14 protein-coding genes are annotated in these 14,686 nt (G+C 66.6%); 8 read left to right on the top strand and 6 right to left on the bottom strand.

The genetic code is table 11. The annotated features are described in order from the left end of the window. Positions 1 to 77 precede the first annotated feature (77 nt). Positions 78 to 800, top strand: a complete 723-nt coding sequence (phbB, locus tag ACP5E6_RS08150) for an acetoacetyl-CoA reductase (protein WP_427953642.1) — start codon at positions 78 to 80, stop codon at positions 798 to 800. A 12-nt stretch (positions 801 to 812) separates the two neighbouring features. On the opposite strand, the gene ACP5E6_RS08145 is transcribed toward phbB, so the two are convergent. Next, on the bottom strand, positions 813 to 1,430 hold the full coding sequence (locus ACP5E6_RS08145; RefSeq protein ID WP_427953640.1) for a hypothetical protein: 618 nt from the start codon (positions 1,428 to 1,430) through the stop codon (positions 813 to 815). A gap of 45 nt (positions 1,431 to 1,475) precedes the next feature. Beyond that, positions 1,476 to 2,927 carry an MDR family MFS transporter gene (locus ACP5E6_RS08140; RefSeq protein ID WP_427953638.1) on the bottom strand — a complete coding sequence of 484 codons (1,452 nt, stop codon included), beginning with the start codon at positions 2,925 to 2,927 and terminating at the stop codon, positions 1,476 to 1,478. Positions 2,928 to 3,092: 165 nt separating this feature from the next. Between ACP5E6_RS08140 and ACP5E6_RS08135 the strand changes: the two genes are divergently transcribed. Further along, complete coding sequence (locus tag ACP5E6_RS08135; RefSeq protein WP_427953636.1) at positions 3,093 to 3,668, top strand: DUF2889 domain-containing protein; 576 nt, start codon at positions 3,093 to 3,095, stop codon at positions 3,666 to 3,668. Here ACP5E6_RS08135 and ACP5E6_RS08130 read toward each other — a convergent pair. Beyond that, positions 3,658 to 4,293 (bottom strand): aldolase, encoded by a 636-nt coding sequence (locus tag ACP5E6_RS08130; RefSeq protein WP_427953646.1) that lies wholly within the window; start codon positions 4,291 to 4,293, stop codon positions 3,658 to 3,660. The two genes, ACP5E6_RS08135 and ACP5E6_RS08130, sit on opposite strands and share 11 nt — an antisense overlap. Before the next feature lie 221 nt (positions 4,294 to 4,514). Here ACP5E6_RS08130 and ACP5E6_RS08125 point away from each other — a divergent pair, with 221 nt between their 5' ends. From ACP5E6_RS08125 to otnK, 3 genes are read left to right on the top strand one after another with little or no spacing between them, the layout of a single operon-like run. After that, positions 4,515 to 5,579 (top strand): LacI family DNA-binding transcriptional regulator, encoded by a 1,065-nt coding sequence (locus ACP5E6_RS08125; RefSeq protein WP_427953634.1) that lies wholly within the window; start codon positions 4,515 to 4,517, stop codon positions 5,577 to 5,579. A 27-nt stretch (positions 5,580 to 5,606) separates the two neighbouring features. After that, positions 5,607 to 6,380 (top strand): 2-oxo-tetronate isomerase, encoded by a 774-nt coding sequence (gene otnI / locus ACP5E6_RS08120; protein ID WP_427953632.1) that lies wholly within the window; start codon positions 5,607 to 5,609, stop codon positions 6,378 to 6,380. Next, positions 6,377 to 7,657 carry a 3-oxo-tetronate kinase gene (otnK, locus tag ACP5E6_RS08115; protein ID WP_427953630.1) on the top strand — a complete coding sequence of 427 codons (1,281 nt, stop codon included), beginning with the start codon at positions 6,377 to 6,379 and terminating at the stop codon, positions 7,655 to 7,657. The genes otnI and otnK overlap by 4 nt, the downstream gene beginning before the upstream one ends. On the opposite strand, the gene ACP5E6_RS08110 is transcribed toward otnK, so the two are convergent. Continuing rightward, positions 7,647 to 8,141 carry a DsrE family protein gene (locus tag ACP5E6_RS08110; RefSeq protein WP_427953628.1) on the bottom strand — a complete coding sequence of 165 codons (495 nt, stop codon included), beginning with the start codon at positions 8,139 to 8,141 and terminating at the stop codon, positions 7,647 to 7,649. The two genes, otnK and ACP5E6_RS08110, sit on opposite strands and share 11 nt — an antisense overlap. Before the next feature lie 99 nt (positions 8,142 to 8,240). Further along, entirely contained in the window at positions 8,241 to 9,086 is an 846-nt protein-coding gene (locus tag ACP5E6_RS08105; protein WP_427953626.1) for an SDR family NAD(P)-dependent oxidoreductase, read from the bottom strand. A gap of 182 nt (positions 9,087 to 9,268) precedes the next feature. Here ACP5E6_RS08105 and ACP5E6_RS08100 point away from each other — a divergent pair, with 182 nt between their 5' ends. The 3 genes from ACP5E6_RS08100 to ACP5E6_RS08090 are packed head-to-tail and all read left to right on the top strand — an operon-like array spanning position 9,269 to position 13,005. Continuing rightward, positions 9,269 to 10,762 (top strand): CoA-acylating methylmalonate-semialdehyde dehydrogenase, encoded by a 1,494-nt coding sequence (locus ACP5E6_RS08100; RefSeq protein WP_427953624.1) that lies wholly within the window; start codon positions 9,269 to 9,271, stop codon positions 10,760 to 10,762. A gap of 9 nt (positions 10,763 to 10,771) precedes the next feature. Beyond that, positions 10,772 to 11,527: an HpcH/HpaI aldolase family protein gene (locus tag ACP5E6_RS08095; RefSeq protein WP_427953622.1), complete on the top strand. Its 756-nt coding sequence runs from the start codon at positions 10,772 to 10,774 to the stop codon at positions 11,525 to 11,527. Positions 11,528 to 11,532: 5 nt separating this feature from the next. Further along, positions 11,533 to 13,005 (top strand): flavin-containing monooxygenase, encoded by a 1,473-nt coding sequence (locus tag ACP5E6_RS08090; protein WP_427953644.1) that lies wholly within the window; start codon positions 11,533 to 11,535, stop codon positions 13,003 to 13,005. Between the two features lie 29 nt (positions 13,006 to 13,034). On the opposite strand, the gene ACP5E6_RS08085 is transcribed toward ACP5E6_RS08090, so the two are convergent. Continuing rightward, the coding region (locus ACP5E6_RS08085) for a putative PEP-binding protein (RefSeq protein ID WP_427953620.1) at positions 13,035 to 14,686 on the bottom strand (1,652 nt) is incomplete at its 5' end.

Raw genomic sequence — 14,686 nt, 5'->3', positions numbered from 1 at the left:
ACTTGATTTCGGTCATGGACATCCGCCGCCGTTCGGGTTCAAACTGCCTCAAGTTGCCATAAAAAGGGAGGATTGAAATGACCAGAATTGCGCTCGTCACCGGGGGAACCCGCGGCATCGGCGAGGCGATCAGTGTCGCGCTCAAGGCGGCCGGTCGCACCGTGATCGCCAGCTATGCCGGCAATCAGACCGCCGCCGAGAATTTCACCGCGGCGCACGGCATCGAGACGATCAAATTCGACGCCGGCGATTTTCACGCCTGCACCGAAGCGGTCGCCGCCATCACCAATCGCCTCGGCCCGATCGAGATTCTGGTCAACAACGCCGGCATCACCCGCGACGGCACCATGTCGCGCATGACCCGCGACATGTGGGACGCCGTGATCGACACCAACCTCGGCTCCTGCTTCAACCTGTGCAAACTGACTTTCGAGGGGATGAAGGCGAAAAAATTCGGCCGCGTGGTGAATATCGGGTCGATCAACGGTCAGGCCGGCCAGTATGGCCAGGTCAACTACGCCGCCGCCAAATCGGGCATCCACGGCTTCACCAAGGCGCTGGCGCAGGAGGGCGCACGCTACAACATCACCGTCAACGCGGTCGCGCCCGGCTATGTCGATACCGAGATGGTGCGCGCGGTGCCCCCGGATGTGCTGGAAAAAATCGTCGCCCGAATCCCGGTCGGCCGCCTCGGCCACGCCGACGACATCGCCCGCGGCGTCGTCTTCCTCACCGCCGACGATGCCGATTTCATCACCGGATCGACCCTGTCGATCAACGGCGGCCAGCACATGTACTGAGCACCCCCGCCATCACCGGGTCACCGCCAGCGGATCGGCCCGGATGTCCCGGGCCGAGACCCGCATCCACAGGCCGGCGGCGAGCAGTCCAAGCCCGGCGATCAGAATGGCGGTGCCGGTGAACAGCCGCGCCGGCGCCAGCAGCGCATCCCCGATCACGATCGCCGGCACCAGCAGACCGAGCGCGATGAGTTCCCACCCGACCCAGATGCCGAGCAGCAAAATCCCCAGCAGGATGAACGTGATCTGAAACAGAACATCCGCGTTCTGCTGCGCGAGGGTCAAGCGGCTGAGCGGCGCCGGGATGCCCATGATCTGCCACAGCACGATCCAGCCGAAAAAAGCGGCGAAGCACCAGAACAGCTTGCGCGCATGGTCGGCATGGGCCGGCGAGCGGGCGCGAAACCGGCTGATCGCCCAGGTGCCGAACAGCCCGGCGACGCCGAACGCCAGCGTCATGATCGCGAGACGCGGCGCAAGCACGATCACCGCGTCGTTGATCAGCAGAATCCCCCCCCACAGCAGCAGCACATCGGCCAACCCGGCATAGACCAGGGTGCGCGCGATGCCCCGTTTCAGCCGGCTGACTTCCTCGTCGATATTGGTGCGGGCGCCGATCGGCAGGACCATGCGCTAAACAAACGCGCAAAGCGTCGTCCGTCAATGTGGCATCGGTCAGTGACCGATCGGCTCAGGCTCGGAGTCGATGGTCTCGCGCAGCGCCACATCCTCGACTTTCAGCCCGATCAGCAGGCCGAGTGCCGCAAACCCGGCGACCGCAAGGAACGTGATGTGAAACGCCGCCGGCAGGGCCGGGTTGTCCGACAGCGTATGGTGCGCATTGCCGAGCTGGTCGATCGCGTTGCCGAGCCGCATGGTCAGGATGGTCCCGGCCAGGGTGGCGCCGAACGCCCCGCCCATCGCGCGCAATAAAAGGAGTGTCGCGGTCGCCGCCCCGATGTCGGCACGCGGCGCGCTGTTCTGCACCGCGACCAGGGTCGAGGGCAGAATGAACCCAAGCCCGACCCCCACCGCAAAACAGACCGTGACGATCACCGGCAGCGGCAGCGTATCGGGCAGGCAGCCGAGCAGCAGGAAGCCGATCGTGGTGGCGCCGAGGCCGATCAGCATCAACCCCCGGGTCCGCCCAAGCCGCCGCGCCAACTGACCGGCGGTGTAGGCGCCGATCGTGCTTGCGACCAGAAACGGCATGATCTCCCAGCCCGATTGCGCGGCGTTGGCGTGGAAGACGAGCTGAAAGAACAGCGGCAGCGAGAAGATCGCGGCGAACATGATCAGGGCGGTCAGAAAACCGACCACGACAAGCCGGTTGAACGAACCGTTGGCGAACAGGCGAATCGGCAGCAACGGGGTCGAGGCCCGCTGTTCCCAGGCCCAGAGCGCGGCGATCAGGACAAAACCGGCCGCGAAACTGCCGACCACGTGCGATGAGGTCCACGCGTAGCTGTGCCCTCCCCAGGACAGGCCGAGCAGGAAGGCGGTGACCGCAAGGGTGAGCAGCCCGGCGCCGGCGAAATCGATCCTGCCGCCGCGAGTGACCTGACGGAGCTGACGCAGCCCGATCTGACTCAGAATGAGGGCGGCGATGCCGAGCGGCAGGTTGAACCAGAAAATCCAGCGCCACGTCAGATGATCGGTGACCCAGCCACCGACCACCGGACCGGCGGTCGAGGCCACGCCCCAGGTCCCGGCCAGCCAGCCCTGATATTTGCCACGCTCGCGTGGCGAGACGACATCGGCGATAGCCGCCTGCGATATGGCAAACAATCCGCCACCGCCGATCCCTTGCAGCGCGCGGGCGCCGACCAGTTCGGGCAGGGTTTGTGACGCGGCGCAGAGGCAGGAGGCGGCGACGAACAGGATGATCGAGGGGATCAGCGTATTCTTGCGACCGAACTGATCCGACAGGCGGCCATACAGCGGCGTCGTCGCGGTCGAGGTGAGCAGATAGGCGGTCACGACCCAGGAGAGGTGGGAAAATCCATGGAGATCGGCCCCGATGGCGGGCACCGCCGGGATCACGACCGTCTGATCGATCGCGGCGAGCAGCATGCACAGGATGATGCCGAAAATAACCTGTAGCCGTTGCTTGTGGGTATATTCCATGCAGCCTCGTTTCAAGCAGATGATCATTGTCGGTCCGTCGCAGGGCGGCAATGGCCCGCGCGCGATTTGCTACAGCAATGCTGACATGCATGGACGGGCCGCCGGGTTTGCACCGGGCGGCGCGCTGCCTTACCGTAAGCGGTATCCACAGTGAAAGACGGTCCGATGCCCCTGAGCCATGCCAGTTCCCGTGAGTTGCTGCATCTGCGCGACATCGATATCCGCGGGTATCTGCGCGCCGATGGGCTGCTCGATATCGAGGCGCACATGACCGACACCAAGACCTACAGTTTCGCCAATCATGATCGCGGCCGGATCAATGCCGGCGAGGCATTGCACGGGATGTGGCTGCGCCTGACGATCGATCAGGAAATGACGGTGCGCGCGGCGGAGGCCGCGATGGATTCGACGCCCCATGCGATCTGCCCCGGCGTGGCGCCCAATTTCGCGCGGCTGGAGGGGCTGACGATCGGCCGTGGCTTCCTCAAGGGCGCGATGGAGCGGGTGGGTGGCACCCAGGGTTGCACCCATCTGCGGGAATTGTTGCAGCAGGTCGCGACGGTGGCGATCCAGACGATGTTCAGCATGCGGGCGCATCAAGCGGCGCGAGCCGGGCGCGTGACCGAGGACAGGTGGGAGATTCCGGCCGCTTTGCTCAATTCGTGCCATGCCTATGATGAAACCGGCCCTCTGGTGCAGGCGGTGCGGCAGCGGGCGGCGGACCGCGCGCTCACGGAGTGAACCGCCGGACCAGCGCCGCGACCTGATCCGGCGTGAGCAGGCGCGGGTTGAGGTTGCGCAGGAGAAGGGCGAGCTTGGCGGTTTCTTCGAGTTCCTCGATCGCGAAGACGGCGGCATCGAGCGATCGGCCGGCCACCACCGGACCGTGATTGGCCAGCAACACCGCGCTGTGCTTACCCGCGAGACCGCGGATGGCCTCGCCCACGGCGGGGTCGCCCGGCATGTGATAGGGAATGAGCGCGAGTTTACCCACCCGCATCACAATATAGGGCGTGATCGGCGGGAGAACCTCGGTGGGATCGAGATCGGGCAGGGTGGAGAGCGCGACGGCGTGGGTGGAGTGGAGATGAACCACCGCGCCGGCATCGGGCCGTGTATCGTAAAGCGCGTCGTGCAGCGGAATTTCCTTGGTCGGCTTGTCACCGCTGAGCAGAACGCGGTTGCGATCGAGGCGGGCGATGCGGGCCGGATCGAGCCAGCCGAGCGAGGCGTCGGTCGGCGTGCAGAGCCAGCCGCCATCATCGAGGCGGACGCTGATGTTGCCGGAAGCACCCGGCGTGAGACCGCGCTCGAACAGCGAACGACCGAACCGGCAGATCGAGTCGCGCAATGCCGCCTCGGTCATCGGACCCAAGGACCGCCGTCACGAGAATAGGGACTCAAGGGCAAGCCGGATGCAATGATGATCACGTCATGGGTTCCACACATGACCATAGGGGGTTGCGCGCCATCGGGCAATCGCCGGCTGATAGCGCTATCACCTTGCACGGATCGCCAAATGTCGCGATACACCGCCAGATTGAGCGTTGCCGATCGAGGCGACGCGATCCGGAGTGAGTCCCGACCATGAAGAGGCGGTCCCCAGCGGTGCGCCCGAAGCAATCCCGGCGCGCGGGGCACGGCGCGGTGACGCTGAGCGACGTCGCGACGGCCGCGGGGGTGGCGCCGATCACGGTGTCGCGGGCGCTGAATACGCCTGACACTGTCTCCGAGGCCCTGCGCGAACGTATTGGCGCCGCGGTCGCGGCACTGGGCTATGTGCCGAACCGGATGGCGGGGGCGTTGGCCTCGGCGCGGACCCGGGTGGTGCCGGTGATCGTGCCCAGCCTGTCGAATGTCGTGTTCGTCGAGGTGATCGCGGGCATTCAGGAAACGGTCGAGGCTGCGGGCTACCAGATGTTGCTGGGGAGCACCGATTACGATCTGGCGCGCGAAGCCGCGCTGGTCGCGACATTATTGGGATGGGCGCCGCCGGGGGTGCTGCTCGCCGGGTTGCGCCACCTGCCGCGCACGGTGGAACTGTTGAAGACGGCGGCGGTGCCGGTGGTCGAGTTCATGGAATACGGCCCGCGCTGCATCGACATGAATGTCGGCCTGTCGCATGTCCGGGCCGGGGCGGCGATGGCGGCGCATCTGCGCGCGTGCGGCTATCGGCGGCTCGGTTTCGTCGGGGCGCGGATGCGCGATGATTACCGGGCGCGGCAACGCTATGACGGGATGAACCGCCACTGCATCGCCGCAGGCGATACGACGGTAACCTTGTTCGAGACGCTGTCGTGCGAGGCGGCGAATGATTCGGACCAGGAGGTCGGCTGGTGCGCCCTGCCTGAGGTGCTGGCGGCGCAACCGCGGATCGAAGCGCTGTTCTTCGCCAATGATGAAATGGCGGTGGGGGCGATGCTGCGGGCCCGGCGTGACGGCATCGCGGTGCCGGACCGGGTGGCGATCGCCGGGTTCAACGGCTTGCCGGTGAGCGGGCTGATGACGCCGGGATTGACCACGATCACCTCGCCGCGACGGGCGATCGGCCAGCGGGCGGGCGCGATGCTGCTGGCCCGGATCAACGGCGATCTGTCGCAGCGGCTGCGGATCGATGTCGGCTTCACGCTCGAACCGCGCGCCAGCACATAATTGAACCTTTGTTTGACTGGAACCGAGATGCCCCGATTTGCCGCCAATCTGACCATGATGTTCACTGAATTTGAATTTCTCGACCGCTTCGCCGCCGCCGCCGATGCCGGGTTCGACGCGGTGGAATTCCTGTTTCCCTATGCCTATCCGCCCGAAGTGATCGGCGCGCAGCTGGCGCGGCACGGGCTGACCCAGGCGATGTTCAACCTGCCGCCGGGGGATTGGGCAGCGGGCGAACGGGGCCTCGCCTGCCTGCCGGGGCGGATCGATGAGCTGGTCGCGGGCACCGCGCGGGCGCTCGATTATGCCGCGGCAACCGGCGTCACGCGGCTGCATCTGATGGCCGGACTTGGCGATCGCACCGATCCGGCGGCGCTGGCGCGCTACCGTGACGCGGTGACGCGGACTGGCGAAACCCTCGGCGAGTTCGGGATCGATCTGTTGCTGGAACCGATCAATGCGCGGGATATGAAGGGGTATTTCCTGGATGATCTGGACGCCGCGGTGGCGCTGATCACCGCACTCGGGATCGGCAATGTGCGGCTGCAATTCGATCTCTATCATTGCCAGATCATGCATGGCGACCTCGTGACACGGCTGCGGCGCGACATACGGATGACCGGGCATGTCCAGGTCGCCAGCGTGCCCTCGCGCCACGAACCCGACGGCGAGGAGGTGAATTACAAGTTCCTGTTCGATGAGCTGGATCGGTTGGGATATGCCGGCATCGTCGGCTGCGAGTATCGCCCGCGCGGTGTCACGGTCGATGGTCTGGACTGGTTCGCCGGATACCGGCGGTGACCTTGCTGCTAGGCTGCGTTGCCGATGATTACACCGGGGCGTCCGATCTTGCCAACACCCTGACCAGAGAAGGGTTGCGCACGATCCAGACCATCGGCGTGCCGGCGGAGGCTCTGGCATTGGACGGGATCGATGCGGTCGTGATTGCGCTGAAAACGCGCGCGGCACCCGCCGGCGAGGCGGTGGCGCGCGCGCGGGCGGCACAGAACTGGCTGCGCCGGGCCGGTGCCGCGCATGTGATGTTCAAGATCTGCTCGACCTTCGATTCCACCGATGCCGGCAATATCGGGCCGGTGACCGAGGCGCTCGCGGCTGCGGCGGGGGCGACAGCAGCGGGGGTTGCGATCGTGCCGGTCACGCCGGCGTTTCCCGAAACCGGGCGCACGGTGTTTCAGGGTCATCTGTTCGTAGGGTCGCGGCCGCTGCATGAGAGTCCGCTGAAGGATCATCCGCTCAACCCGATGCATGACGCCGATCTGGTGCGGGTGCTGGCACGGCAGTCGTCACGCGGGGTCGGGCTGGTTGCGCTCGATATCGTCGAGCGCGGGGCGGCGGCGATCGCGGCGCGTCTGGGCGAACTGGCGGGGCAGGGGTGCGGCGCGGCGATTATCGATGCCGTGGCGGAGCGGCATCTGGTGGCGCTGGGACAGGCCGCGTTCGCGCTGCCGCTCTCGACCGGGGCATCCGGACTGGGTCTTGGCCTCGCGCGCGCGGCGATCGGCGACGGAAAGATCAGCCCGCCGCCGCCGTTTCCCGCCGTGGGTGGCGCGGTGGCGATCATCGCGGGAAGTTGCGCGCCGGCCACTCTGGAGCAGATCGACGCGGCACAGGGCATCATCCCGACGCGGCGGCTCGACATCGATCGATTGTTGACCGGCGGCGCCGAACTCGCCGATGCCGTCGCCTGGGCGGGCGAACATCTGCGCGACCGCCCGGTGCTCCTGGCGAGCAGCGCGACGCCTGACGCGGTCGCGCGGCTGCAATCGGCGCAGGGGCGGCAGGTCGGCGTGCGGATCGAGGCGGCGCTGGCGGAGCTTTCGGCGGTGCTGGTGGCGCATGGGGTGCGGCGCCTGATCGTTGCCGGCGGCGAAACCGCGGGCGCCGTGATCGATCGGCTGGGCATCAGCGCGCTGGCGATCGGCGCCGAAATCGCGCCGGGCGTGCCGCTGCTGCGCCGTCTCGGCGGCGAGGCGATGCTGTTCGCGCTGAAATCGGGCAATTTCGGCGGGCGCGATTTTTTCCGCGCGGCGTTGACGGCGATGGGCGTCAGGGTTTGATGTAATTGAATCCGTGGGATTCGAGCTGCATGATCCGCACCACGCCGGCCGGCACGATGACCGCCTGAGGCAGCAGCACCGGCATGTGGCCGGTGGCGTGGAACATCCCCTCCATGGTGTTGTGGCAGGCATCGAACTCGATGCCTTCATCGTTCATCGATGAAATCCGCTTGGCGTCCGGCGAATGCGCCAGCAACATCAGAAGACCGGGGCCGTAGGCGACGATCACGATCTGCACCCGTTGCGCGCCCAGGTAATCCAACACATTCTGCGCGCTGTTCAGGGCCAGAACCCAGCGGGCGGGATTGGCCTCGCTGACCTGGATCACCAGACGAAGCCGCGCGAACGGGTGGGCATGGATGAAAATCGGGTGATTGAAATTGAAATCCCCGAGCATCGAGGGGTTGGCCGATGCCGCCCCGCTCAGCAGCAGCGACACGAGGGCAACCCCCGCCACGCGCCGCGCGATCGTTTGATATACCATGACGATCCCCCTCTTTCCGTTTGATCCGGAAGTTGTTGGGTCATCCATAGAAGAAATCGATGGTGCGGCAAAGCAGAATCGACCGGCCCCTCAGGCCGGTCAGGGCGCTGCGATGAACGAAGCGAACGCGGCCTCATACGCCTTGTCCCAGCGCGACAGCGCCGGGCGATTATGGATGATGTCACCGGCCGCCCAGGCGATGCGCTTGTTGTCGAGCGCGCGGGTGACATCGTTGTCAGGGCAGAGGATGTAGAAATCGCCCTGCGTCAGGCGTTCGGCCATGAAATCGATCACCTGTTCGGCGGTCCAGGCCGCCGCCGGCCTGGTTGCGACGCGCTTGCGGGTGAAGCCGGTGAAGGTGAAGCCGGGGATCAGCAGATGCGCGGTGACGCTCGATTGCCGTTCCCGCAGCTCATGGGCGAGGGCTTCGGTCACCGCCTTGATGCCGGCTTTCGACACATTATAGGCGGTATCGCCCGGCGGCATGGTGATGCCCTGTTTCGAGCCGGTGTTGATGATCAGCGCGGGGCGGTTCTGCGCGATCAGGGTGGGGGTGAAAATCTGCACGCCGTTGATCACGCCCCATAAATTGGTGTCGATGATGGCGCGCCAGCGCGCCGGATCGGCAAACAGCCCGCCGCCGCCCTCGATGCCGGCATTATTCATCACCACGCCGATCGTGCCGAACGCCGCCACCGCCGCATCATGCAACCTCTGCACCGCGGCGCGATCGGCGACATCGGTGGTCATGATCTCGACCGTGATTTCCGGGGCGGCCGCGCGAACGGCGTCACGCGCGCGCGCGAGAGCGGGTTGGTCGATATCCGCGAGCATGAGGTTCATGCCACGTGCCGCGCAATATTGCGCGGCGGCGAGGCCGATGCCGCTGGCGCCGCCCGTGATGACAGCGCCGCGGCCGGCGGCAAAAGCGGGATGATGGGTCATGCGGTACCTCCGTGCTGGGCCGGCGCGTCACGCGCCATGTGGTCGCGTTCTACGATTGGCACGCGCCAGCACGACGTCAAGGCGGCTGGGGCGTCGCGCGCAACGCAAGCGCGCCCGCGCGGGGGTTGCCCTGCGGCGGTGGCGGCGACAATATGCGGAGGGAAAAATAACGGGGTTACGCCATGAAATCACGCGGTCATTTCATCGACAATCAGCATATCGACGGCGCGGGAAGCCGGCATCTGCCGGTGTTCGATCCGGCGCTGGGGGTGCAGACCGGCGTGGTCAACGTCGCCACGCCCGCCGAGATCGAGCGCGCGATCGCCAGTGCCGTCGCGGCGTTTCCGGCCTGGGCGGCGACACCGCCGCTGCGCCGCGCGCGGGTGATGTTCAAGTTCAAGGAATTGATCGAGACCCATAAGGACGAGCTGGCGGCGCTGATCACCAGCGAGCACGGCAAGGTGCTGTCGGATGCGGCGGGCGAGGTGGTGCGCGGCATGGAGGTGGTGGAATTCGCCTGCGGGATTCCGGATGCGCTGAAGGGCGAGTATTCGCGCAATGTCGGCACCAATGTCGACAGCTACACAATCCGCGCGCCGCTCGGCGTGGTGGCGGGGATTACGCCGTTCAATTTTCCGGCGATGGTGCCGCTGTGGATGTTCCCGGTCGCGATCGCGTGCGGCAATTGCTTCATTCTGAAAGTATCGGAAAAAGTGCCCTCCGCCGCGCTACGCCTGGCCGAACTGCTGAAGGAAGCCGGCCTGCCGGGCGGCGTGTTCAGCGTGGTCAATGGCGATCGGGATGTGGTGGATGCGCTGCTGACCGACCGGCGGATCGCCGCGATCAGTTTTGTGGGGTCGACGCCGATCGCCGAGCATATCTTCACCACGGCTTCGGCGCATGGCAAGCGGGTGCAGGCGCTCGGCGGGGCGAAGAACCACATGGTGGTGATGCCGGATGCCGATCTGGATCAGACCGTCGATGCGCTGATGGGCGCGGCCTATGGCTCGGCCGGCGAGCGCTGCATGGCGATCTCGGTCGCGGTCGCGGTCGGGGACATCGCCGATGCGCTGGTGGATCGGCTGGCCAAGGGGGCGCGCGCGCTCAAAATCGGGCCGGGGATCGATCACGAGGCGGAGATGGGGCCGCTGGTCTCGAAACAGCATCAGGAAAGGGTGTTGTCCTATATCGATCTCGGCGTGGCCGAAGGGGCCAGCTTGGTGGTCGATGGCCGGGGTCTGAAATTACAGGGGCATGAGGGCGGATATTTCGTCGGGCCGACCCTGTTCGATCATGTGCGGCCGGGTATGCGCATTCATGCCGAGGAAATTTTCGGCCCGGTGCTCTCGGTGGTGCGGGAGAAGAGTTTCGATGATGCGGTGGCGATCATCAACGCGCATGAGTTCGGCAACGGCACCTCGATTTTCACGCGCGATGGTGATGCCGCGCGCAGCTTCGCCGATCAGATCGAGGTTGGCATGGTCGGCATCAACGTGCCGATTCCGGTGCCGATGGCGTTTCATTCGTTCGGCGGATGGAAACGCTCGAGCTTCGGCGATCACGGCATGCACGGGCATGAGGGGGTACATTTCTATACCAAGCTGAAAACCATGACGTCGCGCTGGCCGACCGGCATTCGCGCCGGAGCGGAATTCGCGATGCCGACCATGCGATAGGGGTTGATCATGTCGCTTGCATCAATCTGGGCGGATCATCGCGCCGCGCTGAACGGCTGGCTCGCGATCCCCGATGGTTTCGCCAGCGAGATCATGGCGCGTCAGGGCTGGGACAGTCTGACGGTCGATCTCCAGCATGGCGTGGTCGATTATGGCGCCGCGGTGCGGATGCTGACGGCGATCAGCACGACCAACGTGGTGCCGATCGTGCGGGTCCCCTGGGTCGATCCCGGCATCATCATGAAATCGCTCGATGCCGGCGCGCTCGGCGTGATCTGCCCGATGATCAACTCGGTCGACGACGCCAAACTGTTCGCCAATGCGCTGCGCTACGCGCCGCGGGGCGGGCGGAGTTACGGGCCGATCCGCGCGAGCCTCGTGCATGGTGGCGATTACGCCACACAGGCGAACGACCTGGTCACCGGCTTCGCGATGATCGAGACCAGACAGGCGGTCGCCGTGCTCGATGATATTCTGGCGGTGCCGGGGATCGATGCGGTCTATATCGGGCCGAACGATCTGGCCTTGACGCTCGGCATGGCGCCGCAATTCGACCCGACCCACCCGACCATGATGGAGGCGATCGAGCATATTCTCGCACGCGCCAAACATCACGGCAAACGCGCCGCCATCCACACCGGGTCGGCCGGTTATGCGAAAATGATGGTGGCCAAGGGGTTCGATCTGGTCACGGTCGGATCGGATGCCCGCTTCATCGCCCAAGGTGCCGCGGAAGCGGTTGCCGCGTTCCGCGCGGCGGGGTGAACGCCATGCCGGCGGCGCGGCATTTCGATGTCGTCGTGGTCGGGGCCGGCCTGTCCGGCATCGGCGCGGCCTGTCATCTGACGCGCGATTGTCCCGATCGCAGCTACGTCATCCTGGAATCCAGGGAGGCGATCGGCGGCACCTGGGATTTGTTCCGCTATCCCGGCATCCGCTCCGATTCCGATATGTACACGCTGGGCTATTCGTTCCGGCCGTGGACAGAGTCAAAGGCGATCGCGCCCGGATCGCTGATCCTCGATTACGTTCGCGACACGGCGGCGGCGTTCGGCGTCGATCGGCACATCAAATTCGGCCATCGCGTGACCGAGGCGGCGTGGGATTCGGCGCGCTCGGTCTGGACGGTGACGGCGACGCAGGGTGCCGATGAGGACCAAATCGCCTTCACGTGTAATTTTCTGTTCATGTGCAGCGGCTATTACGATTACGATACGGGGCACATGCCGGCGTTTCCCGAGGCGGAGCGTTTCGCCGGTCGCATCATCCATCCGCAATCATGGCCGGCCGATCTGGATTATGCCGCCAGGCGCATCGTGGTGATCGGCAGCGGCGCGACCGCGGTGACCCTGGTGCCTGAACTGGCCAAAACCGCCGCCCATGTCACGATGCTGCAGCGTTCGCCCACGTATATCGTTGCCCGCCCGGCGGAAGATGCCTTCGCCAACCGCCTCCGCGCGCGATTGCCACCGGCGCTCGCCTATCGGATCACCCGCTGGCGCAACATCCTGCTCGGATTGTTTTTCTACAATCTGGCGCGCCGCAGACCCCAACGCGTCAAGGACGGTATCATCGCTCTGGCGCAGCAGGCGCTCGGGCCGGATTACGATGTCGCCACCCATTTCACGCCACGCTACAAGCCGTGGGATCAACGATTGTGCCTGGTGCCGGACGGCGATCTGTTCGCGGCGCTGAAATCGGGCGCCGCCTCGATCGTGACCGACCAGATCGAGCGTTTCACCCCAACCGGCATCCGCCTGCGCTCAGGCGGTGAGATCGCGGCGGATATCATCGTCACCGCGACCGGGTTGCAATTGAAACTCCTGGGCGGGCTTCGCGTCCGGGTTGACGGCAGCATCGTCGATTTTGCAAAAACCCTCTGTTATAAAGGCATGATGTTCAGCGATGTGCCGAATTTCGCGGCCTCGTTCGGTTATACCAACGCCTCCTGGACGCTGAAATCCGATCTCACCGCCGTCTATGTCTGCCGGTTGCTGAACGCCATGAAGCGGCAGGGCGCCACGCAATGCACGCCACGGCGCAACGATCCCTCGGTCACCGAAGCGCCGTTCCTGGATTTCACCTCCGGCTACGTGCAACGCGCCATCGGCGCGTTTCCGCGCCAGGGCTCGAAAAAACCCTGGCGTCTCCATCAGAACTACGTGCGCGATCTGGCAATGCTGCGCTGGGGCCGGCTCGCCGATGGCACCATGGCGTTCACCCGTCCCGGACGGCGCGGCTGAACCGGGCATAATCCCGCTCACCCCCCCGCTTAAACCCCGGGTCGGCTCGTCATCGCGGCGCGGACCGCGCCGAACGCGGCCGGCGCCATCGATAATCGCCGCAACCCGGCGCCGATCAGGCCCGGCGCGATGCGCGGATCGCCCGCGGCCTCGCCGCAGACCGAAACCGGCATCGTGGCGTGGGCGGCGATCCGCGCGCACAAGCCAAGCACGGCCTGATGCGACGCATCGCCGAGTGCTGCGAGGTCAGGGTTCACCCGATCGGCGGCGAGCGTGTACTGGGTCAGGTCGTTGGTGCCGATCGAGGCGAAATCCGCCTCGGCGAAGGTCTCGATGCACAGCGCCGCCGCCGGCACCTCGATCATGATGCCGAGCGGCACCGGCCAGGCGTGACGTTGTCCCGCCCGCAGCAAGGCCGCGTGCGCGGCCTCGAGCCGCACGCGCGCCGCCGCGAATTCCGCTGGGTTGGTCACCATCGGCAGCATGATGCGAAGGTCGTGATCGCAACCGGCGATCAGCATGGCGCGCAACTGGGTTTCGAACAGGTCGGCATGGGCGAGCAGCGCGCGCAACCCGCGTCGCCCGAGCGCCGGGTTCGGCTCCGCGCCGAGCGGCAGGAACGCCAGCGGCTTGTCCGCCCCGGCATCGAGCGCACGGATCACCACCGGGCGGCCTTGCATCGGGGCGATGATCGCGCGCAGCAGATCGGCCTGTTCTTCCTCCCCCGGCGCGGTGGCGCGATCGAAAAACAGAAACTCGGTGCGCAACAACCCGATCCCGACGGCGTTCTGCCGCCGTGCCGCCGCGGCCTGATCGACCGTCGCGACATTGGCCCAGAACTCCAGCGTGCTGCCATCGGCCAGGATCAGCGTACCGCCCGAGGGCAGCGCGGCGCGGCGCGCCTCTTCGGCGGCCTGCGCTTCCAGCCGCGCCAGAGTCGCGGCATCCGGATCACGCCAGATCGTGCCGGTGGCGCCGTCGAACGCGAGCCTCATCCCCTCGGTGACCGCGAGCGCGCCGGCGCCGACCACATAGGGAATCCCAGCGGCCCGCAGCAGGATGGCGGCGTGCGAGGTCGCGCTGCCGGCGCGGTCGATCACGCCCGGCGTGGTCTCCCGCGTGAGGCGCGCGGCGAGCGAGGCGGCCAGATCATCGACGATCAGGATCGCCCCGCCGCGCGGCGGTTCGGCAGCGGGGGCAACGCCGAGGGCCAGCAGCACCGGGGTCGCCGCGTCGCGCAGATCGGCCGCGCGCGCCGCCAGGGTTGGATCATCCAGCGCCGCGATCGCGGCGGCGGCGGCTTCGATCGTCCGTGCCCAGGCGGTCGCGGCGTCGGCATGATCATGCCGGATCCGCGCCACCGCCGCGTCGCGCAGCGCGGGGTCGTCGAGCAACGCGTGCTGGGCGGCGAGAATGTCATGCGCCCCGGCCGGCTGTGCCCGCGCCCGCGCCAGCGCAGCGTCGAGTGCCGCGATCGCTTCATCCGGCGCATCGGTGGTCCGATCCGGCAGCACGGGCAGGGCAGGGGCCAGCACGGTGGCCGGGCCGATCGCAACGCCGGGCGACACCGGGTGCGGCGCGGCGGGCGCGACAATCGCTGGCGGCGCGGCGGGCGCGTGGGAGGCGGCGAGAATCCCGGCGATCGCATCGACCGCCGCCGCCGATGAGGTCGTGATCCGCA

Source organism: Acidiphilium sp. (assembly GCF_049977125.1).
Lineage (GTDB): Bacteria > Pseudomonadota > Alphaproteobacteria > Acetobacterales > Acetobacteraceae > Acidiphilium.
The sequence above is the reverse complement of the archived record's forward strand: the minus strand, read 5'-3'. Positions and strand labels throughout refer to the sequence as shown.

Bases quoted from the DNA above. Each gene is read 5' to 3' on its own strand.
- ACP5E6_RS08130 (WP_427953646.1), bottom strand. From the start codon at position 4,293: ATGACCGAGGCGGCATTGCGCGACTCGATCTGCCGGTTCGGTCGTTCG.
- ACP5E6_RS08090 (WP_427953644.1), top strand. From the start codon at position 11,533: ATGCCGGCGGCGCGGCATTTCGATGTCGTCGTGGTCGGGGCCGGCCTG.
- ACP5E6_RS08145 (WP_427953640.1), bottom strand. From the start codon at position 1,430: ATGGTCCTGCCGATCGGCGCCCGCACCAATATCGACGAGGAAGTCAGC.
- ACP5E6_RS08135 (WP_427953636.1), top strand. From the start codon at position 3,093: ATGCCCCTGAGCCATGCCAGTTCCCGTGAGTTGCTGCATCTGCGCGAC.
- ACP5E6_RS08100 (WP_427953624.1), top strand. From the start codon at position 9,269: ATGAAATCACGCGGTCATTTCATCGACAATCAGCATATCGACGGCGCG.
- ACP5E6_RS08095 (WP_427953622.1), top strand. From the start codon at position 10,772: ATGTCGCTTGCATCAATCTGGGCGGATCATCGCGCCGCGCTGAACGGC.
- ACP5E6_RS08105 (WP_427953626.1), bottom strand. From the start codon at position 9,086: ATGACCCATCATCCCGCTTTTGCCGCCGGCCGCGGCGCTGTCATCACG.
- phbB (WP_427953642.1), top strand. From the start codon at position 78: ATGACCAGAATTGCGCTCGTCACCGGGGGAACCCGCGGCATCGGCGAG.
- ACP5E6_RS08140 (WP_427953638.1), bottom strand. From the start codon at position 2,927: ATGGAATATACCCACAAGCAACGGCTACAGGTTATTTTCGGCATCATC.
- ACP5E6_RS08110 (WP_427953628.1), bottom strand. From the start codon at position 8,141: ATGGTATATCAAACGATCGCGCGGCGCGTGGCGGGGGTTGCCCTCGTG.
- ACP5E6_RS08125 (WP_427953634.1), top strand. From the start codon at position 4,515: ATGAAGAGGCGGTCCCCAGCGGTGCGCCCGAAGCAATCCCGGCGCGCG.
- otnI (WP_427953632.1), top strand. From the start codon at position 5,607: ATGCCCCGATTTGCCGCCAATCTGACCATGATGTTCACTGAATTTGAA.